At 54.5% G+C, this 26,065-nt stretch carries 31 protein-coding genes; all 31 read right to left on the bottom strand.

Features of this window, described 5'->3' with window-relative positions:
* Positions 1-522 precede the first annotated feature (522 nt).
* Positions 523-1,263 carry an ATP-binding cassette domain-containing protein gene (locus WC515_08660; protein ID MFA5147429.1) on the bottom strand — a complete coding sequence of 247 codons (741 nt, stop codon included), beginning with the start codon at positions 1,261-1,263 and terminating at the stop codon, positions 523-525.
* Positions 1,260-2,048, bottom strand: a complete 789-nt coding sequence (locus WC515_08665; protein MFA5147430.1) for an ABC transporter ATP-binding protein — start codon at positions 2,046-2,048, stop codon at positions 1,260-1,262. Before WC515_08665 ends, WC515_08660 begins: the two co-directional genes overlap by 4 nt.
* A gap of 7 nt (positions 2,049-2,055) precedes the next feature.
* Positions 2,056-2,874, bottom strand: a complete 819-nt coding sequence (locus tag WC515_08670; protein MFA5147431.1) for an ABC transporter permease — start codon at positions 2,872-2,874, stop codon at positions 2,056-2,058.
* Positions 2,871-3,854, bottom strand: a complete 984-nt coding sequence (locus WC515_08675) for an ABC transporter permease (protein ID MFA5147432.1) — start codon at positions 3,852-3,854, stop codon at positions 2,871-2,873. Before WC515_08675 ends, WC515_08670 begins: the two co-directional genes overlap by 4 nt.
* Positions 3,855-3,857: 3 nt before the next feature.
* On the bottom strand, positions 3,858-4,277 hold the full coding sequence (locus WC515_08680; GenBank protein ID MFA5147433.1) for a hypothetical protein: 420 nt from the start codon (positions 4,275-4,277) through the stop codon (positions 3,858-3,860).
* Between the two features lie 15 nt (positions 4,278-4,292).
* Positions 4,293-4,967: a diphthine--ammonia ligase gene (locus tag WC515_08685; protein ID MFA5147434.1), complete on the bottom strand. Its 675-nt coding sequence runs from the start codon at positions 4,965-4,967 to the stop codon at positions 4,293-4,295.
* The gene (locus WC515_08690) at positions 4,964-6,577 is read right to left on the bottom strand and encodes a peptide-binding protein (GenBank protein ID MFA5147435.1); all 1,614 of its coding nucleotides are present in this window, start codon (positions 6,575-6,577) and stop codon (positions 4,964-4,966) included. Before WC515_08690 ends, WC515_08685 begins: the two co-directional genes overlap by 4 nt.
* Before the next feature lie 16 nt (positions 6,578-6,593).
* On the bottom strand, positions 6,594-6,920 hold the full coding sequence (gene secG, locus WC515_08695; GenBank protein MFA5147436.1) for a preprotein translocase subunit SecG: 327 nt from the start codon (positions 6,918-6,920) through the stop codon (positions 6,594-6,596).
* 15 nt (positions 6,921-6,935) lie between these two features.
* Positions 6,936-7,691: a triose-phosphate isomerase gene (gene tpiA / locus WC515_08700; protein ID MFA5147437.1), complete on the bottom strand. Its 756-nt coding sequence runs from the start codon at positions 7,689-7,691 to the stop codon at positions 6,936-6,938.
* Between the two features lie 9 nt (positions 7,692-7,700).
* Positions 7,701-8,885, bottom strand: coding sequence for a phosphoglycerate kinase (locus WC515_08705; GenBank protein MFA5147438.1), 1,185 nt, complete (start codon positions 8,883-8,885; stop codon positions 7,701-7,703).
* A 73-nt stretch (positions 8,886-8,958) separates the two neighbouring features.
* Complete coding sequence (locus WC515_08710) at positions 8,959-9,612, bottom strand: N-glycosylase/DNA lyase (protein ID MFA5147439.1); 654 nt, start codon at positions 9,610-9,612, stop codon at positions 8,959-8,961.
* Between the two features lie 29 nt (positions 9,613-9,641).
* Complete coding sequence (locus tag WC515_08715) at positions 9,642-10,559, bottom strand: FAD-dependent oxidoreductase (GenBank protein MFA5147440.1); 918 nt, start codon at positions 10,557-10,559, stop codon at positions 9,642-9,644.
* 15 nt (positions 10,560-10,574) lie between these two features.
* Positions 10,575-11,204 carry an NAD(P)H-dependent oxidoreductase gene (locus WC515_08720; protein MFA5147441.1) on the bottom strand — a complete coding sequence of 210 codons (630 nt, stop codon included), beginning with the start codon at positions 11,202-11,204 and terminating at the stop codon, positions 10,575-10,577.
* Between the two features lie 25 nt (positions 11,205-11,229).
* Entirely contained in the window at positions 11,230-11,466 is a 237-nt protein-coding gene (locus WC515_08725) for a glutaredoxin domain-containing protein (GenBank protein MFA5147442.1), read from the bottom strand.
* A 4-nt stretch (positions 11,467-11,470) separates the two neighbouring features.
* Complete coding sequence (locus tag WC515_08730) at positions 11,471-12,121, bottom strand: HAD-IA family hydrolase (protein MFA5147443.1); 651 nt, start codon at positions 12,119-12,121, stop codon at positions 11,471-11,473.
* Complete coding sequence (locus tag WC515_08735) at positions 12,122-12,604, bottom strand: ferritin-like domain-containing protein (protein MFA5147444.1); 483 nt, start codon at positions 12,602-12,604, stop codon at positions 12,122-12,124.
* Positions 12,605-12,624: 20 nt separating this feature from the next.
* Positions 12,625-13,809 (bottom strand): flavodoxin domain-containing protein, encoded by a 1,185-nt coding sequence (locus WC515_08740; GenBank protein ID MFA5147445.1) that lies wholly within the window; start codon positions 13,807-13,809, stop codon positions 12,625-12,627.
* Between the two features lie 6 nt (positions 13,810-13,815).
* Complete coding sequence (locus WC515_08745; protein ID MFA5147446.1) at positions 13,816-14,508, bottom strand: flavin reductase; 693 nt, start codon at positions 14,506-14,508, stop codon at positions 13,816-13,818.
* An 11-nt stretch (positions 14,509-14,519) separates the two neighbouring features.
* The gene (locus tag WC515_08750) at positions 14,520-15,038 is read right to left on the bottom strand and encodes a YbhB/YbcL family Raf kinase inhibitor-like protein (GenBank protein ID MFA5147447.1); all 519 of its coding nucleotides are present in this window, start codon (positions 15,036-15,038) and stop codon (positions 14,520-14,522) included.
* A 29-nt stretch (positions 15,039-15,067) separates the two neighbouring features.
* Positions 15,068-15,253 carry a ferredoxin gene (locus tag WC515_08755; GenBank protein ID MFA5147448.1) on the bottom strand — a complete coding sequence of 62 codons (186 nt, stop codon included), beginning with the start codon at positions 15,251-15,253 and terminating at the stop codon, positions 15,068-15,070.
* Positions 15,254-15,278: 25 nt separating this feature from the next.
* The gene (locus WC515_08760) at positions 15,279-16,124 is read right to left on the bottom strand and encodes a thiamine pyrophosphate-dependent enzyme (protein MFA5147449.1); all 846 of its coding nucleotides are present in this window, start codon (positions 16,122-16,124) and stop codon (positions 15,279-15,281) included.
* Positions 16,121-17,791 carry a 2-oxoacid:acceptor oxidoreductase subunit alpha gene (locus tag WC515_08765; GenBank protein MFA5147450.1) on the bottom strand — a complete coding sequence of 557 codons (1,671 nt, stop codon included), beginning with the start codon at positions 17,789-17,791 and terminating at the stop codon, positions 16,121-16,123. Before WC515_08765 ends, WC515_08760 begins: the two co-directional genes overlap by 4 nt.
* Before the next feature lie 17 nt (positions 17,792-17,808).
* Complete coding sequence (locus tag WC515_08770; GenBank protein ID MFA5147451.1) at positions 17,809-18,198, bottom strand: desulfoferrodoxin family protein; 390 nt, start codon at positions 18,196-18,198, stop codon at positions 17,809-17,811.
* Positions 18,199-18,375: 177 nt separating this feature from the next.
* Entirely contained in the window at positions 18,376-19,665 is a 1,290-nt protein-coding gene (gene hcp, locus WC515_08775) for a hydroxylamine reductase (GenBank protein ID MFA5147452.1), read from the bottom strand.
* On the bottom strand, positions 19,665-19,919 hold the full coding sequence (locus WC515_08780; GenBank protein MFA5147453.1) for a hypothetical protein: 255 nt from the start codon (positions 19,917-19,919) through the stop codon (positions 19,665-19,667). The genes hcp and WC515_08780 overlap by 1 nt, the downstream gene beginning before the upstream one ends.
* Entirely contained in the window at positions 19,916-20,572 is a 657-nt protein-coding gene (locus WC515_08785) for a 4Fe-4S binding protein (GenBank protein ID MFA5147454.1), read from the bottom strand. The genes WC515_08780 and WC515_08785 overlap by 4 nt, the downstream gene beginning before the upstream one ends.
* Before the next feature lie 18 nt (positions 20,573-20,590).
* A complete protein-coding gene (locus WC515_08790; protein ID MFA5147455.1) occupies positions 20,591-20,992 on the bottom strand; it encodes an Rrf2 family transcriptional regulator in 402 nt (133 codons plus the stop codon).
* Between the two features lie 86 nt (positions 20,993-21,078).
* Positions 21,079-22,131 (bottom strand): type I glyceraldehyde-3-phosphate dehydrogenase, encoded by a 1,053-nt coding sequence (gene gap / locus WC515_08795; GenBank protein MFA5147456.1) that lies wholly within the window; start codon positions 22,129-22,131, stop codon positions 21,079-21,081.
* Positions 22,132-22,242: 111 nt separating this feature from the next.
* Positions 22,243-23,241 carry a galactose-1-phosphate uridylyltransferase gene (gene galT, locus WC515_08800; protein ID MFA5147457.1) on the bottom strand — a complete coding sequence of 333 codons (999 nt, stop codon included), beginning with the start codon at positions 23,239-23,241 and terminating at the stop codon, positions 22,243-22,245.
* Between the two features lies 1 nt (position 23,242).
* Positions 23,243-24,280, bottom strand: a complete 1,038-nt coding sequence (locus WC515_08805) for a DUF4931 domain-containing protein (GenBank protein MFA5147458.1) — start codon at positions 24,278-24,280, stop codon at positions 23,243-23,245.
* Positions 24,281-25,591 (bottom strand): CBS domain-containing protein, encoded by a 1,311-nt coding sequence (locus WC515_08810; protein ID MFA5147459.1) that lies wholly within the window; start codon positions 25,589-25,591, stop codon positions 24,281-24,283.
* Between the last annotated feature and the right edge of the window lie 474 nt (positions 25,592-26,065).

A 26,065-nucleotide genomic window follows, 5' to 3' on the forward strand; every position in this document is an offset into this window, starting at 1 on the left:
TGCCGCACTCAGGGTCCTGTTCACGGCCTGAATTTTTTCGCCGTGCACTGCGGTTTACGTCTCGCGAATTTGCAGGAATTCCCTCGGCCTTTGTGTCAATAACCCGTTACTTGATAAATCCCCTTTGTACGGGTGCATATATCCTTTCATCTCTTGCCTCGGTCAGTTCCTGCATTCGCTCGACGTAATCCCTTGTGCACCGATAAGGGATAGCAGGTATTGCCGAAAAAATTCTAATGGCCGTTCACAGTACCCTTCGTGCGGCAGACACGGCGAAATTTTTCGTCTCTCATCGAAGGGGCCCCCGATGGTGGGGTATCGACCGGGACCTGAAAATCGCGAGCGGGCATGGATCCCGCCAAACACCTTTAAAAGAGTGTCTATTGATATACTAGGGCTACCCGACTCGTTTGGCGGGAGAGCGAGCGATTTTCCGGAGTCACATTTTCCTCGCCGGGGAAAATGTGACGTTCCCGGGAGATACCCCACCGGAGAGGGGACACGTGTAGGAGACGAAAAATTTTAGGGCTTGGGATAGAGGTCGAGGACCGAGGAGAGGAGGGTTTTGGTATAGGGCTGGGAGGGGGCGGAGTATACCCGGGCGGCGGGACCCTCTTCGATGATGCGGCCGCCGTGCATGACCGCGACGCGGTCGCACATGAACCTTATGACACGGAGGTCGTGGCTTATGAAGAGGTACGTCATGGAGAGCCTCTTCTGTATCGCCTTGAGGAGCGTCAGGATCTGGACCTGTATCGTGATGTCGAGGTTCGACACCGGCTCATCGCAGACGATGAATTCCGGGTCGGTCAGGACCGCCCTGGCTATGGCGATCCGCTGGCGTTCGCCTCCCGAGAATTGATGGGGATATTTTTTGAGCGAGGCCTGCGGCAGCTTCACCATATCCAATACCTCCCTCATCTTCACATCCATGCGGGCGCATTCTCTTTTCAATATCAGGCCTTCCGCCAGGATGTCAGAGACCCTCATCTTCGGGTCCAGGCTATTGTACGGGTCCTGGAATATCGCCTGGATCCTGCCTGTCGCGCGCCGGACGCTGCCCGAATCCGGCATCAGTATCCCCAGGATGATCTTGCCGAGCGTCGTTTTCCCGCAACCGGATTCGCCGACAAGACCGAAGACCTCGCCTTTTTCTATCGAGACCGTCACACCGTCTAGTACCCTGGCAAGGCCTACCGTCTCCCGCATCCGGCCCCTTTGTATGGGGAATGATTTCTTTACATCATCACACTCTATCATCATGCCAGCGCCTTTACAGATTCAAGGAGAGCTATAGTATAGGGGTCCTTCGGATTGTAAAACAACTCTTTCGTTCCGCCCGTCTCAACGATCCTGCCCCTCTGCATCACAGCCACCCTGTCGCACATCCTGGCGATTATGCCGAGGTCGTGGCTTATGAATAACATCGAGACCTTCCCTTCGCTCCTTATCTCTTCCAGGAGATCGAGTATCTTCGCCTGGACCGTGACATCCAGCGCCGTCGTCGGTTCGTCAAGGATGAGCAGCTCCGGCGAATTGACCAGCGCCATCGCTATCATCACGCGCTGCCTGGTCCCTCCTGACAGCTGGTGAGGATAGTCATGGAATATTTTGGATGGCTCGGGTATATGAACGCGCTCCAGATATTCAAGGCATAACCCCTTCGCCCCGGCCGGACCGCCCTGCCGCCTGTGCGCGATGACCGCTTCCATCATCTGCTCCCCTATGGTAAATACCGGGTTAAAAGAGCTGAGCGGCTCCTGGAATATCATGGCTATCCTTGATCCCCGGATAGAACGCAGGTCCTCTTCGCCCGCTTTAAATATGTCAATGCCGTTAAAGACGATCTCGCCGCCGGCTATGGCGCCCTGAGACGGTATAAGTTTAAGGATGGAGAGCGCCGTCATCGTCTTGCCGGAGCCGGACTCCCCTACGAGGCCGAATACCTCCTTATCCCGGATATCGAAGCTCACATCGTCGACGGCTTTCGTCGTCCCGGGCCCGGCGCCGAATTGGACCTTAAGATTTTTGACCTGCAGGATATTCATATTGTCATCATCTCCTCAGCCGCGGCTCCAACGCATCTCTCAGCCCTTCGCCCAGCAGATTATACGCCAGCACCGTAAGCAATATGAAGATGCCGGGGAATATGGTAAGCCACCACGCAACCCCGAGGGTAGATTTTCCGTCCATAAGTATATTCCCCCAGCTCGGGGTCGGCGGCTGGACGCCTATCCCGAGAAAACTCAAGCTCGACTCGACCAGTATCGCCCCGCCCATCCCAAGAGTCGCGCTCACCAGGACAGGGCCTATGGCGTTCGGTATAAGGTGTTTCATTATGATCCATGCGTCGCTTGCGCCCATGACCCTGGATGCGGCGACGAAATCCCTCTCCTTGAGCGTCAGGATCTCGGCCCTCACGAGACGGGCCACCCCCATCCAGCCGGTGGCCCCTATGACGAACATTATAGTGAATATGGAGGGCTCGAGGAACGCTATCACGGCAAGTATGAGAAAGAATGTCGGGAAACAGAGCATCACATCGACAAACCGCATTATCAGAGAGTCGACCTTCCCTCCGTAATACCCGGAGACCGACCCGAAGAAGATCCCTATCAGGACCGATATGCCGACCGCGATGAAGCCGATCGAAAGCGATATCCTGGAACCGTACACGATACGCGAGAATATATCGCGGCCGAGCGTATCGGTGCCCAGGAGGTGTCCGGCCGAAGGGCCGACGAGGACGGCACGGGTGTCCAGGGCGGTCGGATCGTGCGTGGCGATGAACGGCGCAAGCAAGGCAAAGAGGAGCATGATCATTATGAATACAAGTCCCCCAAAAGCCGCCCTGTTCCCGATCAGCTCTTTCATAGCTTGCCCTCGCTTATCCTTATCCTTGGGTCCGCGTACGAGTAAGCGATGTCGGCGAGGAGGTTGCCCAGGAGCGTAAGGATGGCCCCTATGGACAGGACCCCCATTATGGTCGAGTAATCCCTCGCCATTACGGAATCATAGAAGAGCCGCCCCATACCGGGTATGGAGAATATCGATTCGAATATGACGCTCCCGCCTATGAGGCCCGGCACCGAAAGACCGACGATAGTTATCACCGGGAGGAGGGCGTTCTTCAGGGCATGTTTGTATATGACCTGCTTCTCCGTAAGGCCCTTGGCCCGGGCCGTGCGTATATAATCCTCATCTTCCACGCCTATCATCGCCGTGCGCATATACCTGGAGATGCCGGCAAGCCCTCCGAAAGCCGAAATGGCAACGGGAAGGATGAGGTGCCTGGCGATATCGGCCGCCTTGCCCAGGAAAGTGAAGTATTCAAAATCGAGCGACCTTATCCCCGATACGGGGAGGAGTCCCAATCTTATGCCAAAGAGGCTCATGAGGAGGAGAGCGAGCCAGAACTCAGGCGTAGAGAACCCGATGAAGACGCCTACCGTAGTGAGCCGGTCCGCAAAGGACCCCCTCTTTACCGCGGATAATATCCCTATCGGTATGCCTACGGCCAATATGATCGCGAGGGAAAGGAAACTTATTAAGAGCGTTACCGGTATCCTCTCCATGATCTTTTCCGAGACGGGCCTGTCATCAACGTACGACCGACCAAAATCGAAGACCATAAACCGCCTGACCCATTCCAGATATTGGATGTGGACGGGCTTATCCAGGCCGTAAAGCTTCTCCACCCTGAGGCGCGCCTCATAGGATATCTTCGGGTTGAGGTCCGACTGTATGCCGGTGGGCTTGCCAGGGGCAAGGTGGATCACGAAAAACGAGATCACCGTTATGCCGAAGAGCACCGGTACCAGACCCAATAGACGCCTTATGATATAGCGGGCCATATATTATTTTTTTATGACCTTGAACGACTGATGTACCTTATCGCTCTTCGCGGAACCTGTATAGACCTGCCGGAGCGACCAGGTGTAGACCATCCCGTCACGGAACATATCCGCCTTCAGAGTGACGGAAAATTCATCGGATTTGGTACGGCGCTTGAGTATCAGCGAAGAGTCGAGCATCGCATATCCTTCATACAACCGGAAGTCATAATATGCCCGCCTCATGGAGTCACCCTCATGCGGGCTCCATTTGAATTCGAGTTCGCCCTTTCCGGTAAGGACCACTTCTTCGGTGGCAGGCGATATCAGACGCGGCGCCGGCACCATCTCGAATTCACTCTGGAGCCGGTATCGCATGGCAAAGAGCGGTTCGGTCAAGAGCGCCAGGGCCGCAACGGCTAAAAAAATGGTCCTTTTCCTCATATCTCCTCCGTATCTTTATCGAGGCACCAGGTCACAATAGTAGAAACGCCCGGCCCTGACGACGACTTCACCCTTTTCCCACAGGACCGGCTCCTTGAATATCGGGCCTTCATAGACGAACGAATGGAATTCCCCGTTCTCCCCGCACGGGTCGACCGACGGCGGAAGGTCTTTAAGGAACTGCCTGTCGAACTCCCTTCCTGCAAAACTTCCGTCCAGGGCATCGGAATCGACGCATGTTATGACCGCCTTAAATCCGCGGGATATGAACTCGCCGGCAAGCGCCGCCGTATCGCCTTTCCATAACGGGAATATGCCTTTGAGGCCCAGTTCAGCCAGCTTATCCTCCCTGTACTTCCTGAGGTCTTCCAAAAATATATCTCCGAAGGCAACGGAAGAGACGCCTCGCCCGATACTCTCTTCGAGGAAGGCCCTCATCTTCGACTCATACTCATCGCATGAAGAGCTCTCTGATATATGGACCGTCCCCAGGCCTATGCCCATAGAGAGGGCCTGTCGCTCCAGGAGGACCCGCCTCACGCCGTGCATGCTTATCCTGTCATATGGCTCTGTCACGGTGCTCAAAAGGAGGTCGATCTCTTTTGAGCCGTCACCCGCCATCCTGTGAAAGGCGAGCGCGCTGTCTTTGCCGCCGCTCCAGGCCATGATGACCTTCTCTCTCTTCTTCACCTGTACCTTCGGTCTTTCCCGGGCACATACCACCGTATGAAATTATAACCGATCCCTATCTTTGACGCCTCGACACCATGGAACCTCTTATGGACTACGGGCAGCATCTCGGGCGCGTACAGGAAGAGGTACGGCTGGTCATCGTATATGAGCCGGTGTATTTCGCGGTATATGGCCTCGCGCCTTGGCCGGTCAAACGTCCTCCGTCCCTCGTCCAGCAGTTCATCCACCTTATCGTTCCTGTACCCTACGAAATTGAACTCTCCCTCCCCCGTCTTCGATGAATGCCATATGTCGTAACAGTCGGGGTCGCGCGAGAGGAACCAGCCCATCAGCACCGCCTCAAAACGCCTCTTATCTATGAACTCGTTTATCATGGCGCTCCATTCGAGCACCCTTATCTTCATCCGTATGCCCACCGACTTTAAGGAGCGCTGTATCATCTCGGCGCATCTCAACCTCTCGGAATTACCCTGGTTCACAAGGACCGTGAACTCAAAATCCCTCCCGTCCTTCTCGACCCATCCGTCGCCGTCGGAATCCCGCCACCCGGCGAGCGACAAGAGCTCTTTCGCTTTCGACGGATCGCAGGGGGCGGGCTTCACATCGCCGTTGTAGGCCCATGAATCCGGGACGAACGGCCCGGTCGTCACCTTTGCGAGCCCGAAGAATATCGTATTTACCATCTCCTCTTTATCTACGGCGTAGTTTATCGCCTGCCTCACCAGCGGGTCCCGGAACTTCGGGTCCGCGAGGTTGTATCCCATATAGGTGAACCCGAAACTCGGATACCTGAATTTTTGGTAATGATCCCTGAAAAATAGACCGTCGGTCTGTCTCATATACTGGAGAGGCGTGAGCATGGACAGGTCTACCCCCTGGGTCTCCAGCTCAAGAAATATGGTGGACTCGTCCGGTATTATCCTGTATATATAACGGTCGATGTATGGCCTGCCCTCGAAATAGTCATGGTTGGATACGAGCTCTATCTTCTCCCCCGTCTTCCAGGACCTGAACTTATAGGGTCCGGTCCCAACCGGGTTACGGCCGAAACCGGTACTGTTGAGATCTTCGCCCTTAAGTATATGCTCCGGCATGATCCACATGCCCCAGCTCGATACGGCAGGCGAGAACGGCTCTTTGTATGTGACCTTTACGGTATGATCGTCGGGCGTCTCAAGGGACCTCACCCGCTCAAAGTCGCCGCTATAGGGTGTCTTGACGGCCGGGTCTACGAGTCTCCTGTACGTGAACTCCACGTCTTTCGAAGTGAACGGCACGCCGTCATGCCACCGCACTCCCTTTCGCAGATGGAACGTTATGCCAAGGCCGTCGCCGGAGACCTCCCAGCTCTCTGCCAGGTCCCCGGTAAGGTTGATATCCTTGTCATATTTTACAAGGCCGTTGAATATCATGCCGCAGACGTCGCTTGAGGCGGAATCGGACGCAAGTATGGGAAGAAGGGTGCGGGCGTCGCTGATAGAAGCGACGACTATAGCGTCGCCGTAAGAGGGGCCGTCATCTCCGGAGGCATGTACCGCGGCGCTCAATAAAAAAAATACCGCCAAAAGTATCGGCGGTATAGATGACGATCTCTTATATACCTTCATGGGGAATATTCCCCTTTTAATAATCGAACGGGCCGGTATCCGGTAATGGTTGAGGCGTGCCCGACTGGGTCATGGGCATCCTGACCGTCTCTTTAGCGACAAGAGAACGCCCTCTATGGCTCGTCATTACACCCAGGGTGAGGCAGGTCAGGATATAGACGATGGCTGAGATGGCCGTCGCCCTGGTCAGGAATAAGGATGTCTTCGTCCCGAAAAGGGTCTGGGTCGAGCTCCCGCCGAACGATTCGGAGAGGCCCCCTCCGCGCCCTGCCTGAAGCAGGATGACCGCTATCAATACCAAGGAGACCACTATATGTATCGCTATCACAAGTCCGTATAACATGGTTTCACCCCGTTCTTATAAACAATTTTTGACTATCCCGGAGAAAGAATCCGCCTTCAGGCTCGCTCCCCCCACGAGCGCGCCGTCGACGTCTTCCTGCGAGATAAGCTCTTTTATATTGTCCGGCTTCACGCTCCCGCCGTACTGTATCCTGACCTTTTTGGACAGCTCCTCATCGTACATCTTCTTCAACAGGTCCCGGATATACCTGTGGACCTCCTGGGCCTGCTCTTTCGTCGCATTGACGCCGGTGCCTATAGCCCATACCGGCTCATAAGCTATCACGGTCCGTAACATATCGCTCTTGGGGATACCGGCGAGCGAGTTCTCCACATGGTCCCTTATAACGTCGAACGTCTTCCCGGCCTTCCTGTCCTCAAGCCTCTCGCCCACGCATACGATCGGCGTAAGCCCTTCTGCCAGGACCGCCTTCGCCTTGCTGTTCACCGTCGCATTCGTCTCCCCGAAGTATTGCCTCCTTTCGGAGTGGCCCACTATCACATACTCGCAGCCGGCGGATTTCAGCATGGCGGCCGAGACCTCACCAGTAAAGGCGCCTGAATTCTCCCAGTAAACATCCTGGGCCCCTAACCTTATATTCGTGTCTACGATCAGATCATGCACATCGCTCAATGACGTAAAGGGCGGGCATACTACGATCTCTATCTCCGAGATATCATAAAGCGAGCGCTTCAGCATGTTGACGAGCTCTACGGACTCGGGTATCGTCTTATTCAGTTTCCAGTTGCCGGCTATTATTATCTTGCGCATATTGTCCGCCTACTTATCCTGCAACGCATCTATGCCCGGCAGTCCGCGGCCTTCCAGGTACTCAAGAGACGCCCCGCCGCCGGTCGATATGTGGGTCATCTTCTTTTCCAGCTTGAACTTCGATATTGCTGCCGCCGTATCGCCGCCGCCTATTATCGTTGTGGCCCCTTTAAGGTTGGCCAGGAATCTCCCGATCTCCTCTGTGCCCTTGGCAAACTTATCCATCTCGAACACCCCGAGAGGGCCGTTCCATACGACGGTCTTTGCGCCCTTGAGATTATCCTTGAATATCTTTACCGTCTTCGGTCCTATATCCAGACCCATCCAGCCGTCAGGTATATCCTCTCCGACCATCCTCACATTGGCAAGCGCATCGAACTTATCGGCGATGACGTTATCTACGGGAAGGACCATGGGGATATTCTTCTTCGCCGCCTTATCGAGGGCCGCCTTGGCTGTTTCGAAGCCGTCCTTGTCCAGCTTTGACGAGCCGATCGTCTTCCCCTTTGCCTTCAGGAATGTATAGGCCATACCGCCGCCTATCAGCAGGACATCCACTTTATCGAGCAGGTTGTCTATCACCTTTATCTTGTCCTTGACCTTTGCGCCGCCCAGTATAGCGACGAACGGCCTCTTAGGGTCGGAGACGGCGTTACCGAGGTACTCTATCTCTTTCTCCAAAAGGAACCCGGCTGCGGAGGGCAGGTATTTCGTTACGCCCTCCGTTGAGGCATGGGCCCTGTGGGCCGTGCCGAAAGCGTCATTTATGAAGATCTCGCCCAGCGAGGCAAGCTCCGCGGCAAAACCGGCATCGTTGGCCTCTTCCTCCGCATGGAACCTCAGGTTCTCCAGGAGTATGATATCATTCTCTTTCATGGCCAGGACCGTCTTCTTGACTTCCGGGCCTATGCAATCCTTGAGCGCCGTGACGGGCCTCTCCAGAAGCTCTCCCAGCCGCTTCGCAACAGGGGCAAGGCGCATCTTCTCGACGACCTTGCCGTCCGGCCTTCCTAAGTGGCTCATCAATATGACCTTAGCGCCTTTATCGAGGGCATATTTAATGGTTGGGATGCTGGCCCTTATCCTGATATCGTCGGTTATCTTAAGATTATCGTCCAGGGGCACGTTGAAATCGACCCGTATCAATACACGTTTCCCCTTCAGGTCCATATCCTTTATCGTCTTCTTCGCCATATCTTCCTCTCCTTAATATAGTAAGAGTATTAAATTATAATGGCCCCTCAGGGGATTGTCAAGAGAGAAAATTTTACTTGAAGACGAACCCTGTCTGGATGGACCAGAAGAGGAGGTCAAGTTCGGGCATCGGGATACGGATATCTCCGGCGAAGCGGCGCATCTTCTCCTCTATCTCCAGGTAGGTCTTCCGGGAGCCCAGCGAGGAAGGGATCCTCTGTATGACACCGTATCTTTTCAGGTTCTTCAGTATATGCCTGTCGAGTATGGCGATATCGTCTCCGAGGCCTATATTACGCAGGAAGTGGCTCGCCTCCTTGTAGCCCAGCCCCTTGACGTTCTCTACCAGCCATTCCCTTGTATCCTGTACGCGCCCCGGCTCGATCCGGCTCTTGATATCGAGCCGGCCTCCGGGTCCGGATGAGAATAGCCGGCGCGCCCCCACCAGGAATAAGGCCTTCTTATTATGGAATCTGACCTTGCCCCTGATCTTCGGCCTTACCTCGCGCGCGCCCCCTTTCAGGAGGAGCCCGGTATCTTTAAGCTCGCGTATCGCCCTGTCGCAGAGGACGGCATTGGCATTAGCCGTGAAGAGACAAAAACAGAGCTCCCCGAATATATCTCTGTCCGGGCGTCCGCCGAGAGAGCGGAACTCCCCCAGGCGCCTCTTTATCTCGGCCTTTCTCTTATTATACTCTCCGGCTAAAAATTCTCTGTCACTCTTCATGGGATCGAAATATATCCTGGCGGGTCGTGTCAACGGCTCTTATTAAGGTAGCGGAATGCCCCCAGAGCGGCCTTGGAGCCCTCGCCTGCGGCGATGACGATCTGTTTCTCCGGGACATCCGTTACGTCGCCGGCGGCGAATATGCCCGGCACGCTCGTTTCGTTATATGAATTGACCTTTATCTCTCCGCGCTGGTTCTTCTCGACATCGGGAGCGATACCGGAATTGGGTATGAGGCCTATCTCCACGAATACGCCTTCGACCGGGACCGTCTCTTCCCTGCCGCCGCGCCTTATTTTTATGCCGTTCACGAACTTCTCTCCCGTGACGGCCGTAACTTTCGTGTCGTTCAGTATCCTGGCGATCGGGCTGGCCTCGACCTTATCCTTCATCACGGCATCGCCCGTCAGGGCGGGCGCTATATTGACCACGTGGACGAACTTCGCTATCTTGATCAGCTGAAGCGCCGCGTCCAGGGCGGAGTTACCGCCGCCTATCACGGCGACATCCTTTCCGGAAAAGAGCGGCCCGTCGCACGTAGCGCAGTAGGTGAGCCCCCTGTTCTTGAACTCCCTCTCTCCGGGCACGCCGAGCTCGCGCGACTTCTTCCCGGACGCTATGATGACCGTCTTCGCCTCATACGTCCCCTTACCGGTCCTGACCGAGACCGTGGGGCCGGTCTTCTTAACCTCGATCACCCTCTCCCCTTCTTTCAGCTCGACGTTATAGCGGCGCATGTGCTCTTCGAACTTGTTGACGAGATCGGGACCGGTTATGAACTGGTATCCGGTGTAATTTTCGATATCTCCGCTCCATCCCGTCTGGCCGCCTATATCCTCGCTTATGACCATGAAATCAAGTTTTTTTCTCGCGGCGTATACGCTTGCGGTTATGCCGGCAGGTCCCGCGCCGGCTATTATGAGGTCCAGTATCTTCTTCTCTGCCATGATCTGTGCCTTGTGTTATAAACGCGAAGCTGTCTCCCGCGCCTTTGACCGGGCTTCCGATATCTTCGCCTTGCATACGTCCGGTCCGAGCGCGTCCATCGGCTCGGCATTGATAAAGGTCATGTCGCTGATCCCCGCAAAACCGAACGCCGTCTTAAGGTACGGCTCCTGTAGATCATAAGCGCGCGCCGGGCTGGAAGGGCCGTAGTCGCCTCCGCGGCTCGTTATTACGACCATCTTCCTCCCCTTCACAAGCCCCTCCGCGCCCTTATCGGTATATCTGAAGAGATACCTGGGTTGGAGGATCACATCTATATATTGTTTGAGGGTGTACGGGATACTGAAATTCCACATTGGGGTAGAGACGAGATAGATGTCGGCGGCAAGGAAGCGTTCGATATGCCTCTCTACCTCCTTCCATGCGGTCTTGAGCTTTCCCGTGAGGTCACGGCCGCCGAGCAGGACATACTTACCTTCAACGACCTGTACGGTGAGTGACGGGAGCTTTTCCGTAGAAACGTTCAGTTCATCTACGGCGCAGTCCGGATACTTTTTCTTCAGCTCTTCCAGGAATACTGCGGATACCTTGAGCGTGCGCGAATCGGCTCCCCGAGGCGTAGCTATTATGTGCAGTAATCTTTTCACAGGCCCAGTCCTCCCATCCGATGCCCTATATCCCCAATGCCTCTTTTATCCGTTCCTTATCGAACCCTACTATGATATCGCCCTCTATATCGATCACCGGCACCCCCATCTGCCCCGATCTCCTCATCATCTCCTGGGCCTTCTCCGGATCTTCGGATACGTCGATATCCTCGAATACTACATTATTATCTTTAAGGAACTGCTTGGCGCGTATACAGAAAGGGCAGGTCGATGTCGAATAGACCGTCACTTTTTTTGCCATATCTTCACCTCACTATATTTTTTAACTCTATCATGTCGTCTATAACGTAATCCGGCCTGAGCGGCTCGACGTCCTCCCTCTTCCCCAGGCCGTACGTCACCCAGCATGTCCTTATACCGGCATTCTTCCCGGTATTTATGTCTATGGCCATGTCGCCTATGATCATGGCCTTATCTTTATCCGTCGCAGTACCGGAAAATAACCTCTCCAGTATGCACGCCGACGGCTTCATGCAGCTTTCATCGTCGCCGCCTATGATATCCTCGAAGTGGGCCCGGATGCCCAGTTTGCCAAGCGTCACATCCGCAAAGCGCGCATACCTGTTGGTCAGGATAAATTTCCTCTTGCCCTTAAAATGCTCGAGCACCTCTTTAACGTGCGGATAGAGCTTCGAGGTATCGGCCGGGTGTTCCAGGTAATAACCGCTGAATGCCTCGAGCACCCGTCCCGCCATATCCTGGCGGCTCTCCCCCAGGCACTTCCTGACAAGGTCGCTTACTCCGGTGCCTATATGCGCCGTGATCTCGGCGGGCTCTTTTTTAGGAAGGCCTGCCGAGGCCAGGGCAAAGTTCATCGCGTTGGCGATATCAAGGCGCGAATCAACGAGCGTCCCGTCTACGTCGAAGAGCAGGACCTCGCACGCTGTAAGGGCCATCTAACCTTTAAGGTTCTCGAACATCTCCTCGTGGCCGATCTCTTCGCCCATGATGTGCGTAGCCAGCTGGTATGTATCGTGGTCTTTGCCGAAGGTCTTCTTCGCGATCTTGTTATATACCTCGATCGCGCCCGCCTCGGCCGTCGTCACGATCTTTATTATTGCATCGTAGTCGGCAAGGTCCTTCATCACGCCCGGGTACGGCGCGTTCGCGTTCTTGGCAAGGTCGCTTATGTTATTTACCGGAAGGCCTCCAAGCTCGATGATCCTTTCGGCCAGCTCCTGGGCATGCTCGAGCTCGTCCTTTGCTATCTTATTGAGGAATTCCGCCATATCCTCATACCCTTTACCCTCTACCGCCTGTGCCATGTACCACCATGCGTAATAGGCGAGCCATTCGTCGCAATACGCCTTATTCAGGTCCTTTATCAGGTCCTTCAGGTTGACCTCTGCGCCTGCTATCTCTCTCGACTTCTTTCCCATATCCTACCCCTTTCTTTTTTTTACAGCTTCTTTCCGAACTCCAGGCCGTACTCGTAACACCGTTTCCGCTCGCCTTCATCAGGGACATATTTACAGGATAATAAAGGCTGCGCTATCTCCATTCCCCCCTCTTTAAGCCCCTTCTCTACATTCTCCGCCGCGCCGCCGCCCCAACCGTACGAACCGAACGCCGCAGCGATCCTGTTCTTCGGCTTCAGCCCCTTCAGAAGCTCCAGAAAACCGGCTATCGCCGGAAGCATATCGTTATCGTGCGTTGACGACCCTATGAGATATCCTTTGGCATCCAGCATCCGGCCTATCACTTCCGTGCGGTCGGAGGCGTTTATGTCGAAGAGCTTGACGTCGACGCCGGCGTCTGCGATGCCCTCCGCGATGAGCCGGGCCATCTTCTCGGTGGAGCCCCACATCGTCTCGTACACTATCACCGCCTTCTTCTTCGTCTCGTTCCTGGCCCATGAGATGTATGCCTTCACTATCTTCATGGGGTCCTTGCGCCATATTATACCGTGGCTCGGCGCTATCATATCGAACGGGATATCCATCTTCTGTATATCCTCGATCTTTTTCAGTATCACGGAGCTGAGCGGCAACAGTATATTGGCGTAATATTTCGCGGCCTCGTCCATCAGCTCTGCCTCGCTCACCTCGTCGTCGAACCTCTCGCTTGTAGCGTAATGCTGGCCGAAAGCGTCGTTGGGCAGGAGGAGCGACTCTTCGCGGCAGTAGGTGAACATGCTGTCGGGCCAGTGTATCATCGGCGCCTCGATAAAGCTCAATGTACGCCTGCCGAGCTTAAGCTTATCGCCTGTCTTCACGGTCTGAAAATCCCAATTCTCGTAATAGTTTCGATACAGGCCCTCCTTGCACTTCGCCGTCCCGTATACCTTTGCCTTCGGACAGAGCTTCATCAGGGCCGGCATGGCGCCGGAATGGTCCGTCTCGACATGGTTGGCTATCACGTAATCGATCTTCCCGGGAGGCACTATCTCCCCTATCTTCCTTATCATCTCGTCCGCGAACGGGCCGTAAACGGTATCGACCAGCGTTATCTTATCGTCGATTATGAGATACGCGTTGTAGGTAGAGCCGCGCCGGGTCGTATAAGTGTGGCCGTGGAAATTCTTCACGTTCCAATCGACGACGCCTACCCAATAGATGCCTTTCTTTATTTCACAGGGCCTCATAAGCGATCACCCCTCTTTCACGAACTGGCTCTTGTCGGCCCCGCATACCGGGCATACCCAGTTATCCGGGAGTTTCTCGAACGGCGTGCCGGGCGCAACGCCTCCGTCCGGGTCTCCCGTCGCGGGATCGTAGATATAGTTACAGACGACACAGCGGTATTTTTGCATGGTATTATCCTTTCCTTTTGTCTCCTCTCCTCTTATAAAGGTCGGGGCCGTATCCGGCGTCGTGCCGCGCTTGACCTGGTGATAGTAATCGTAGGTCATCGCCTTCCCCGCCTTCAGAACCTTGGACTCCGTCAATTCTCCCAGAAAGAGCGTATGGGTACCGCAATCCAGTTTTTTAATCACCTTCGCCTCTATATAACATAACGTATTGTCCAGCACGACCGGACAACCGGACGGAAGACGTATGAATTTAATATCCCTGAATTTATTCTCGCTTCGCCCTGTCTTGAAACCGAACCTTCCTATAAAAGACAGGGGCGTCTCTTCCGCGAGTATCGATATGCCGAAACGCGAACTTGACTCTATGAATTCGTGCGTCAGGTTCTTCTTATTTATGCTTATCGCTATCGTAACGGGATCGTTCGTTATCTGGAACACGGTATTGACTATCTGACCGTTGAGAAGATCGCCCTTATTGGAAGAGGCGATATACATCCCGTAATTTATATTATGAAGTACGTTGGGATCCATAAATATGCGTATTACCTTTTATACAACCCAGTAAGCTCTGCCCTGTCCAGGATATGCCCCTTCATGGCCTCTTCGACATCCTCTTTCCGGGCGCCCTCTCCCAGACCGATGCTATTGTCTAAGGCGTATATCTTGAATACGTACCGATGCGGCTTCCCCGGAGGCGGATACGGCCCGCCGTACCTGCCGGAACCGTTCGAATCGTTGGTCCCCAGTTTCCCGGGAACGCTGTCTTCCTCTATCTCCGGGATGACCGGGATATCATATACGACCCAGTGGACCCATGTGCCTGCCGGCGCGTCAGGATCATCGACTATCAATGCCATGGTCTTCGTGCCACCCGGTATGCCGTTCACGATGAGCGGCGGATTTATGTCATCCCCTTCGCCGGTATACTTTTCGGGTATCAAGGCGTTCTCTTTGAACGCCGGGCTCGTCAGCTTCATCTTATCCCCTCCTCCGGCTTCCGTATGATACATAAAAACGGAAGAGACCAATACGAACGACAGGACCGATATTCTCCAAGCCATATTTTTACGCTCTTCGGCCATAACCTGCTTTAATTAAGCGTTATCGCGGTCACCGGACATTCATCCGTGGCCTTTTTGCATGTCTCTTCGGCCCCTTTCGGGACGACGGCGACGAATGCTACCGCCTTATCGTCTTCCATCTTGAATACTTCGGGGCACGTGGCAACACAGAGCCCGCACCCTATGCATGTATCCGCATCGACTTTTGCCTTCACTCTCGATCACCCCCCTCTCTTCGGTTCATACCATCTCTTTTATGGCGGCGCGTACCTTGGCCGCCCGGTCCGTGCCTTTTCCCTGTATGGACGCGTATGCATCCTCAAATGTAGCGGCATCTCTCCTGTAGAAGGCGCCCAGGGCTATCGGGGCTTCACCATTATAATCCCATTCCCTTATTTTTTCCATCGCTCGTTTAAAATCGGAGGCATCGTGGTCTTTCAGTTCGTAGACATGTTTATCATAGTAATCGTACATATTGTAATACGTGACGCAGACCTGGAGGACATCTACGAGCGAAAACCCTTTGTGCATTACGGCTTCCTTGAATATATTTTTCAGGAGTTCCATCCCGTGCGAAGTACCTCTCGCGATGAATGTCGCCCCGCTTGCGAGCGCTATCTCCAGCGGATTGATCGGGAGCTCCCTGGTGCCGGCCGGCGTTGAGCGCCCCTTGAACCCTATCGGGGACGTGGGCGTATATTGCCCGGTGGTCAAACCGTATACACGGTTATCATGCACTATCAATGTCACATCTATGTTTCTCTTGGCGGCAAATATGAGGTGCTCAAGCCCCTCGCCGTAGGCGTCCCCGTCGCCTGAAAAGCAGATGACCTTCATGCCGGGACGGGCCATCTTTATCGCCTCCGCTACCGGGAGGACCCTCCCGTGCAGCGAATAGAAACTGTTCACGTTCAGGTAGTCGGCTATCTTAGCGTGGCATCCGATGCCCGACAATATCACTATATTCTCGAGAGGCGTGCCTTCGTCCTTCAGCGCCCCCAGGACGCTCTTGACGGCATTCAATATGGCAAAGTTACCGCAGCCGATGCACCATGTATTCTTCGCGTAAGTCCCCAGGTTCATCATATAAGATCCCGCACCCTCGCTTCCAGCTCATCCAGGGAGAAGGGCCTCCCGTCATACTTCAATACCAGCTTATCGACCCGGCACCCGCAGCAGCCGGCAAGGCCCGCCAGCTGTCCCGTGGCATTATTTTCCACGGCGATCACCTTCTCCGCCCCCTTGACCGCCTCGAGGAATCTCTTCACCGGAAAAGGCCCCAGGACGACCGGCCGCACCATTTTCAGCCCCAGGCGGTCTGCCGTCTCTTCGCATACACCTTTATTGGACCCCCAGCATAACAGTATCGTGGATGAATCCGTCTTCCCGGAAACCTTCACCGTTTCGTACCCCTCGAGCTCACGGCTCAGGGATTCCCCTTTCCTGAGCCGCTTATCCTGCATCTTTACGGTCATCGCCGGGTCTTCTGTAGTTATGCCGTACTCATCGTGTTCGTAGCTGTTGACTTTAACGACGGCGTCTTTACGCGGCGGGCAGACCATAGGAGAGACTCCGCTTGCGGTATCCCGATACCGCCCGTATTCGCCCGTGCCGTCCCAGGAAGGGGGGCCTTCTATCGGCATCTCTTTTATGGAATCCGGATCAAAACTATAGACGCCTTCCGCCAGTGTCTTATCGGCCAATATGATAGACGGGATCTGATATTTCATCGACATCTTCATGGCGATATGAGACCAGGAGAACGCCTCCTCGGCATCGCCTGGGGCTACGACAAGACGCGGGAACTCTCCCTGCCCCGCGCTCAATACAAAATTGAGTTCCGTCTGGGCCGTATAGGTGGGAAGCCCCGTGCTTGGGCCCGGCCTCTGCCCTACCATGATCACCACCGGCAGTTCGGCCATGCCGGAAAGGCTCAGGCCCTCCGTCATAAGGCAGAACCCGCCGCCCGACGTCCCGACGGCCACCCTCTCTCCCGCATAAGAAGATCCCGCCGCCATCAGCATCACGGCTATCTCGTTCTCGGGGTGGATAACCTTCAGCGAGAAATCATCCGCGATACCGGCAAGAAAATGGAGAAGCGGCGATGCGGGGGTCATCGGATACGCGATGAACGTATCGAGCCCGCCGTTCACCAGTCCAAGGCCGATCGCCTCGCTTCCGGTAAGTATGGGCAGCATGCCCTGAGGCAGCGTCTCTATCTTCAGGGCCCCTTTCGATGATCCGTACCCGTTAAGCGCTATCTTCAGATTGAGGTCGGCCTCTTTAGACATATTTTTCCTGGCCGTCCCCTCCAGTATATCCCAGGATACACCTATCGCCCTGAATAATGCCCCGATGGCGCATGAGTTACGCATTATGTCGATACCGCCGGATGCCTTCACCATCTGCTCCATGGGTATACCGAGCGACACAGAGACACCCGGCATACCGTCCGGCTTGGCCATATCCGAATTATAGATGACTATGGCCTCTCTCTTCAGGCGGCCCTTATGCAGGTCCAGCGTCTCCTGGTTCAACGCTATGAGTATATCGACCTTATCCGGGTGGGCTGAGATCTTTCTGTCCGACGCGCGTATAACGGAAAATGTATGTCCGCCCCTTATGAGGGAAGGGTAGTCGCGGTATATATATATCCGGTAATTGAGCCGGTTAAGGACGCGGGCGATGAGAAGCCCTGCCCTGTCTATACCGTCACCTGCCTTCCCTCCCAGGAGGATCGAAAGATCTGTCATATGGTCAAGGGTCTCTTTTAGTCCTCTATCTCTATATCTTTCGTGCCTTCCCACAGGCCGTGGAGATTGCACTTCTCCCATGCCTTCAGCGGGCCGCATGCGTGGCTGAGCTTTACCGGAACGGTGACTTTGGGTTCCGTCAATAAGGCGGATAGCCCTATCCTGAAAAGGAATGTGTCGCCCGAATATAGCTCTATCCACTCTATGAAATGTCCCTGCTCATTCGGATGGGCCTTATATTTCCCCACCTCTATCGTCACCAGGAACGGCTCATCCCTCTTCACCTTATCCGGGGCCGTGATCACCGGTATATGCTTCTGTTCCAATTCGGAAAGCGCCTTCACGTCTTTAGGCACATGGACACCGCACAGTATGTCACCTTCACACGAATATTTCGTACCTGCCATAGATATCAACCCCCTTTCAAATGATACAACGTAATTATACCACGGTCTATTTAAAAAAGGTGAGCAGTTTTGAGTCATGCTCAGGACCGGCTACTGCAACCCTCTTTGCAGTGCGCAACAGGCCTTAGCATATATCTGACCATTGTCCGCATATCTGTATCACCCCCGTCCCTTTGCTTATTTTTTAAATATATCCTTCAGGTCCGCATCTGGCGTCGTCACCAGCTTCAAATCGAACTTATCCTGGAGCACCTTGAATACGTTCGGCGTTATGAATGCCGGCGGCGTCGGGCCTATACGTATCCCTTTTATGTCGAGCGCTAGAAGGGTCAGCAGGATCGCGACGGCCTTCTGCTCGAACCACGACAGCACTAACGAAAGCGGCAGTTCATTGACGCCGCATTTGAAGGCATCCGCCAGTGCCGACGCTACGCGTACTGCCGAATAGGCGTTATTGCATTGCCCTATATCGATGAGGCGCGGTATGCCGTCTATGGAACCGAAATCGAGCTTATTGAACCTGTATTTACCGCACGCGAGCGTAAGTATGACGCAGTCACCGGGGACCTTTTCCGCGAATTCCGTGTAGTAGTTCCTGCCCGGCTTTGCGCCGTCGCAACCGCCTATAAGGAAGAAGCGCCTTATCTTGCCCGCCTTCACGGCGCCGATGATCTTATCCGCAAGACCGAGGATGGCCGTATGGTGGAAACCCGTCAATATCTTCTTCCCGGGCGTCTCCGCCAGCGGCGGGAGCGACTTCGCCTTATTTATCAGAGGAGAGAAATCCCTCCCGTTTATATGCGTCCCGCCCGGTACACCGGTGACCCCTGTCGTGAACAACCGGTCGAGGTAACTATTGGCCGGCGGTATCAGGACACAGTTAGTCGTCGCCAGGATAGCCCCGCCGAAGGCGCCGAACTCCTTCTTCTGGTCCTGCCATGCGCCGCCGTAGTTACCCGCGAGGTGTTTGAACTTCTTCAATACGGGATATCCGTGAGCGGGCAGCATCTCGCTGTGCGTATATACATCTATACCTTTACCCTCCGTCTGTTTAAGAAGCTCGTAAAGGTCGAGAAGGTCATGGCCGGTCACAAGGATGGCATGGCCTTTCTTTGTCCCGGTCTCGACTTCCGTGGGCACCGGATTGCCGAACCTGCCCGTATGGGCCCTGTCTAGGAGCTCCATCACTTTCAGGTTCATCTTCCCGCACCGGAGCACCATATCCAGATGCTGTCCCATATCAAAACTCACATTTGTTACCGTCTTGAATAGCGCCTCATGCATGAAGCTATCCACTTCCTCATCGCGCTCGCCAAGCTCCCGCGCGTGGTACGCATATGCCGCTATCCCCTTGAGCCCGAATAGCAGTATATCCTGCAGGCTCTGGATGTCCTCGTTCTTGCCGCATACCCCTCCCTTGGTACATCCGGACCCTCCCGCCGTCTGTTCGCATTGATAACAGAACATCATCCGCCTCCTTCTTTTGACCTCATCTCCCTGTATCTATTATACCGCTCGTCACCCACGCACTCCCGAGCGTATCTGCACCAGTCAAGGCACGTCTGTCCGCCTTCGCGTTTTACCATCTTACCGCAATTCTGACACCTGCCGGAGGCCTCATCCGTCCATATCTCTGCCTTCTCGCCGCAATACCGGCATTGCACCTCTTCCGGCTGCGGCTGGCTGAACTTCTGTGAACCCGGGCAGAGGGATATCATCATGACCTGCCACCTCTTATGCCTATGGTGATCTCTTCGAATTTGACGTCCCTTCCGGACGACGCTATGGCCTCTCTGGCCAGCGATACGAGCCCGAAGCAGCACGGGACCTCCATATGGGCACAGGTGACCGAACGTACGCCGTTATTCTTTATGATGGAAGCGATCTTCTCTTTATAGAACCCGGCGTCATCCAGCTTCGGACAGCCCACGAGCAGGACCTTCCCGCGCAGCAACCCGTCATGGAAATCGGGATAAGCGAACGGGACACAATCCGCGGCTATGAGGAGGTCGGCCCCTTTAAGGTACGGGGCGTTCTCGGGGACCAACATTATCTGAACGGGCCAGTTGGACAGCCGGGATGCCGTTTTACCCTTCACCCCTTTTTCCCCATGATCTTTCTTACCGCTCTTAAGATCCATCGCTTTCGAGCCGGGGCATGCGTGCTCTGCATGGCCGGCCTCTCCTTCCTCTATTATAGTGATCGCCCCTTTTGGGCAATGGCCTATACAGGCCCCGAGGCCGTCACAAAGGCCGCTTATGAGGCGCGCCTTGCCGTCTATTATCCGTAACGCGCCCTCGTGGCAGTTGGGGATGCAGAGGCCGCAGCCGTTGCACTTCTCTTCATCTATCTTTACTATCTTTCTCTTTGCCATAACCCGCCTTCCTTAATATTAGAGCAGATCCTTCACGGTAATGCGCGCCAATTCGGAGATGACGTGACCTTCTATCGCATCGAGCCTCTTCTTCAAACGGCAGGTCTTCCTGTTGGGGCATATGCCCTTCCTGAAAAGACACTCCTTAATAGTAACGGTTCCCTGGAACGCCTCGATCATATCTGTCAGGGATATCTCTGCCGCCGGACGAGCCAGCTCAAACCCTCCGCCCTTCCCGCGCTGCGACTTCAGTATCCCTTTCGACTCCAGCGTCTGAAGGATCTTGCGCAGGAACGGACGCGGCATATTAAGTTCCGCCACCAATGTAGATACGTTCACCACCTCTCCTTCATGCTTGGCCATGAAAGCGACGGCGCGTATCGAATAGTCCGTCTTCCTGGATATCAGTCCCGAATTCATCTTGGTTTGAATGATACCACATTAGTATCTTTTTGTCAAGTAAAAAAAGGGACGCCGCTCAGAAAAGCGGCGCCCCTATATCTCTCTTACAATCCCTTCTTTATCATGTATTCGATCAGGTCCACCACCCGGCACGAGTAACCCCACTCGTTGTCATACCACGCGATGACCTTGGCGAAATTACCGCCTATGACCTTGGTCATCTTGGAATCGAGAGTGGCCGAGGCCGGATAATGGTTGAAGTCGACGGATACCACGTCGTCTTCGGTATATTCGAGTATACCCTTCATCTTCCCTTCCGAGGCGGCCTTCATCGCCTTATTGATCTCCTCGGCCGTCGCCGGCTTCTTCAGCGTGCATGTCAGGTCCACCACCGAGACGTTGGGCACCGGCACCCTCATCGCGAAACCGTCGAGTTTACCCTTCAGTTCCGGTATGACTAACCCTATAGCCCTGGCGGCTCCGGTAGATGTAGGTATCATCGAGACGGCCGCAGCGCGGGCCCTGCGCGGGTCCGAGTGCGGCAGGTCCTGGACCCTCTGGTCGTTCGTATATGCGTGGATCGTCGTCATGAGCCCTTTCTCTATGCCCCACATATCGTTCAGCACCTTTGCCACCGGCCCGAGACAATTCGTAGTGCACGACGCGTTCGATATGACCGTGTGGTTCTTCGGGTCGTATTTATCCTCATTCACGCCCAGCACGATCGTGAGGTCCTCCCCTTCGGCAGGGGCCGATATGATGACCTTTTTGGCTCCGCCCTTTGTGATATGATTCACCGCGCCCTTCACCTCTTTGCCTTTTTTATTTACTCCGTCGTTCTTTATGGTAAAGAGGCCCGTCGATTCGACGACTATCTCGACGCCCAGCGCCTTCCACGGCAACTCCCCCGGGTCCTTTTTAGCAAGGACCTTGATCTCCTTGCCGTTAACGATGATCGCATCGGCGGACGCTTTGACGTTCCCGCCGGGAAAACGGCCGTGAACAGAATCATATTTAAGAAGATGCGCGAGCGTCTTCGCATCGGTTATGTCGTTGACCGCCACAAGCTCCATCGACTTCGAATTCCGTTCGAGGATAGCGCGCCCGACCATCCTGCCTATCCTTCCAAACCCGTTGATACCTACCTTCACTGCCATCGTCTTACCCTCCCTTTTGTATAAGTTCTCAAGCGACCAATCGCTTAGTAGGAAATGTTATTATATCATCTTTTTCTAAAGATGCAAGATATCTTGGATGATACGGCGGTCTTATCCCAATTTCACCTTCAGGAGGTTCTCTGCCGCTATATGAGGCGGGACCGGATTTATGTAGAACCCGCTTCCCCATTCGAAGCCGGCTATCTTGCCGAGCTTAGGCATTATCTCTATATGCCAGTGATAATCTTCCCTCTCGTGGCCGTTTATGGGAGATGTGTGTATTATGAAATTGTACGACGGGTCCGAGAGAAGTTTCTTTATGCGCGCCAGTGAATCGCGGAGAGCGCGCGCCAGGCACCTCACGCGGTCCCTGTCCGTATTCGTGAAATCGGATGAGTGCTTTTTCGGCAGGACCCACACCTCGTAAGGGAACCTCGAGACGTACGGGCAGAAGGCGATGAAACAATCGTCCTCGTATATTATCCCTTCCTTCTTCTCCTGTTCTTCGCGCACTATATCGCAGAAGACGCACCTCTCCTTATATTCATAGTACTTCGAGGCGCCGTCTATCTCCTCCAGCACCCTCTTCGGGACTATCGGGAGCGCTATCAGCTGGCTGTGGGGATGCTCCAGCGATGCGCCGGCGCTCTTGCCGTAGTTCTTGAATATAAGGATGTACTTGAACCGGCTGTCCCGGCGCAGGTCCAGGGACCTTGCGACATATGCCCACAGGACCTCTTCGGTCTCGGCGTGGGTCAGGTCGGCCATGTCCTTAAAGTGCTCCGGGGTATCGACGATCACTTCATGGGCGCCGATCCCGTTCATCATGTCGAATATCCCGATCCCCTCTTTGTCGAGCTCCCCTTCGATCCTCAGGGCCGGGAACTTATTGGGGACGACGCGCACGGTCCATCCGGGCGAATTCGGCGGTCCGGCCTTGCGGTGCGCCGCTATCTCCGGAGGCGTCAGCGCCTCGCTGCCCCAGCAGAACGGGCAGTTATCCCTCTTTTTGTCATGCGGCTCGACCCTGAAATCGCCCGGGCCGGCTATCTTATCCAGAAAGACGATCGTCCATCTTCCTGTTATAGGGTCCCGCCTGAGCTCATTCATATCAGACCCTTGCCTCTCTCACCGATCTCGCCGCGTCTTCCGGAGGGAGCGGATTGATATAAAAACCGCTTCCCCATTCGAACCCGGCAACCCGCGTCAATATCGGCAGTATCTCGAAATGCCAGTGGTAATCCCTCTCTATCGTCTCCCAGTACCCTTTCTTGCCGGCGTCCCGCCTGAACGGGGCCGCATGCAGAACGAGGTTGTAGGGAAAGTCGCCTATCACCGACCTTGTCTTCCTGAATATAAGGTCTATGAGGGAGGCGAGGTCGGGTACATGGCCCCTGTCGGTCTTATAGAAGTCGCAGGAATGGCCTTTCGGCAATATCCACGTCTCGAACGGGAACCTGGACGCAAAAGGGGCGAGGGCGATAAAATATTTCGATTCGGCTATTATGCGTTTCTGCATGGCCAGCTCCTGCCTCATGATATCGCAGAAGACGCACCTCTCTCTGTAATCGTAATAGAACTTTGCGCCGCTCAGTTCTTCCTTGACCCTCTTAAGGTTAACGGGGGTCCCGATGATCTGGGCCCTCGGATGTTTTATATGCCCGCCCCCTGCGGCCTTACCGTAATTTTTAAAGAGCATCGCGTACTTTATACGGGTATCGCGCTCCAGGTCCCGTATCCTGTCGAGCACCACGTTCATGCTCTTGACTATCTGTTCCTGTGAGAGCTCGGATTCCCTCTGGTGGCGCGGCGATTCCACTATTATCTCATGGGCGCCCCTTGCGCTCATGATATCGTACATGCCGCGGCCGTGCCTGTCGAGATCCCCCTCGATGGTGAGGAGCGGCGATATGCTCGGGATGACACGCACCTCCCACCCGGGGCCGTTAGGAGAACTGCCCGGCTTCCGTAGCGCGTATATCTCCGGGGGCGTCATCGATTCGTTCCCTTCGCAGAAAGGGCACTTCTCGCCTCCGGTGAACTCTTCTTTTTCTACCAGCCCTGAACCGAACTGGTCCGGCCGCTTGGCCCTTTCGGTGGATATGATGACCCACCTTCCTATAATAGGGTCCCGCCTGAGCTCAGGCATCTATTTCGTCTCCCTTAAGAATACCAGGAAATCGGAGGGGTTTATGACACCCAGTATGTTACCGAACTCGTCTTTCACTATTATAAGCTCGCCCTTCCTCGCCTCGACCTTCTGGAGCGCGGTCTTGAGCGACGTGTCGGGGCTCACCGTTATGAACTTGCGCTGCATCACCTTGGCCACGGAAGAGTCGAGCTCCCTTGAAAGCGCCTCCGGGACCTTCGCCACCACTTCCTTCTTTATGCTCTTCAGTTTCTCCTTTATGAAATCGTAGAGCACGGAGATCAGTATGCGCTTATAACTTATGGCTATCGGGAGGAACGGTTTCCCCTCTATGAAATTGAGATGCGCCTCAAGCGTCGACTGGCCCGTCTCCTGGTCTATCGTAAGGAGGTACCTCATGGAGCTGTCAGGTATTTCGTCTATCCTATCCTGGGGTATGGCAGCAAGGTATGAAAGCTCATATACATCGTCCAGGTCGAGGTCCAGGAATTTGTACGAGTCCTGTATGTACCTTGCCAGGTCATTGTCCTGGTCGCGGTAAACGGTCACATACTTTTCCAGGGTGTCTATGGCATCGGCGAGGAAGACGCCGAGCGCCACGTCTATATTGTACACCAGTCCGGAGGCGACTATGGCACCGTCGTCGGACTGGCCCGGCCCCACATGGTGGCGGATGTACATATATTTTATATGAGGCCCTGATACCCTGCGTTTCGTCCTCTCCTCATCGATTATCAGGCCGCAGTCCTTGTAATCATCTATATCTTCGCCGTGTTCCTGGTGGGCCAGCATCTCGCCGTCCAGCCCCATATCTTCCATTACCTTGGTATTGACGAGATAGCATCTCCCGTATCCTATATTGATCTTATATATCCCCTGCGTCTTACTGCGTATATCCGGGTCGTCGCGGAGTCCGCCCAGGTAAAGGCCCCTCAGTATATCGTGATAGTTGACGGTCCTCTCCTTGAATTGGGAGATGCCCAGGAGGGGCTTCCCGCTTCTCGTCACAAGGCGCTCGCGCGGGTCATCGGCAAGGGCGCTATCGACGAATTCGACGATCTCGTCTATCAGCTCCTGGCGCTTCGCCTTGACCATCTTCGGGCTTCTCCCGAGGGCGCGCACGACGTCATCGATCGTGGTATTGACGTAGGTCCTCTTCTGGAAGGCGCCGGCGCCGTTATGGGCGCGGCCTTCGATGGACTGCATGTAGACGAGTTCTTCTATCTTGGGCGTGGTCAGGAGCCGCTCGGAGGTCTTGAGGTTCTTGAAGTCCTGCTGTATCAGTTCGCGCGGTGCGATCTTCTTCGACATATTTCCAAAGATTATAACATATGTCCGGCGCTAAACAAACAAATTCTTCGCTGTTTAAAATTTTACGGGTCCGTCTATCCGGTCCCCTCTCCGGTGGGGTATCTCCCGGGAACGTCACATTTTCCCCGGCGAGGAAAATGTGACTCCGGAAAATTGCTCGCTCCCCGCCTCCGCATTCAACTATCAATAGACCATGTGCTACGGCGGGTCCATGCCCGCTCGCAATTTTCAGGTCCCGGTCGATACCCCACCATCGGGGGCCCCTTATAGCGCTACAAAATTTTTAGCCTACTCCGCACACAGGACGACGGCAAGAGGGGTCAGGCTACAATAGAAGAGATCGGGGTAAAATTTGGGATAAGCTATGGCTATTAAAATACTAAAATTTCACAGAGGAAATTTTAGTATGATCCCAAATTTTTATAAAGGAAAAATTTGGGATAATCTATAGGCTATTAAAATACTAAAATTTCA

This window comes from Candidatus Omnitrophota bacterium, assembly GCA_041650805.1.
Classification (GTDB): Bacteria; Omnitrophota; Gorgyraeia; order 2-01-FULL-45-10; family 2-01-FULL-45-10; genus JBAZKM01.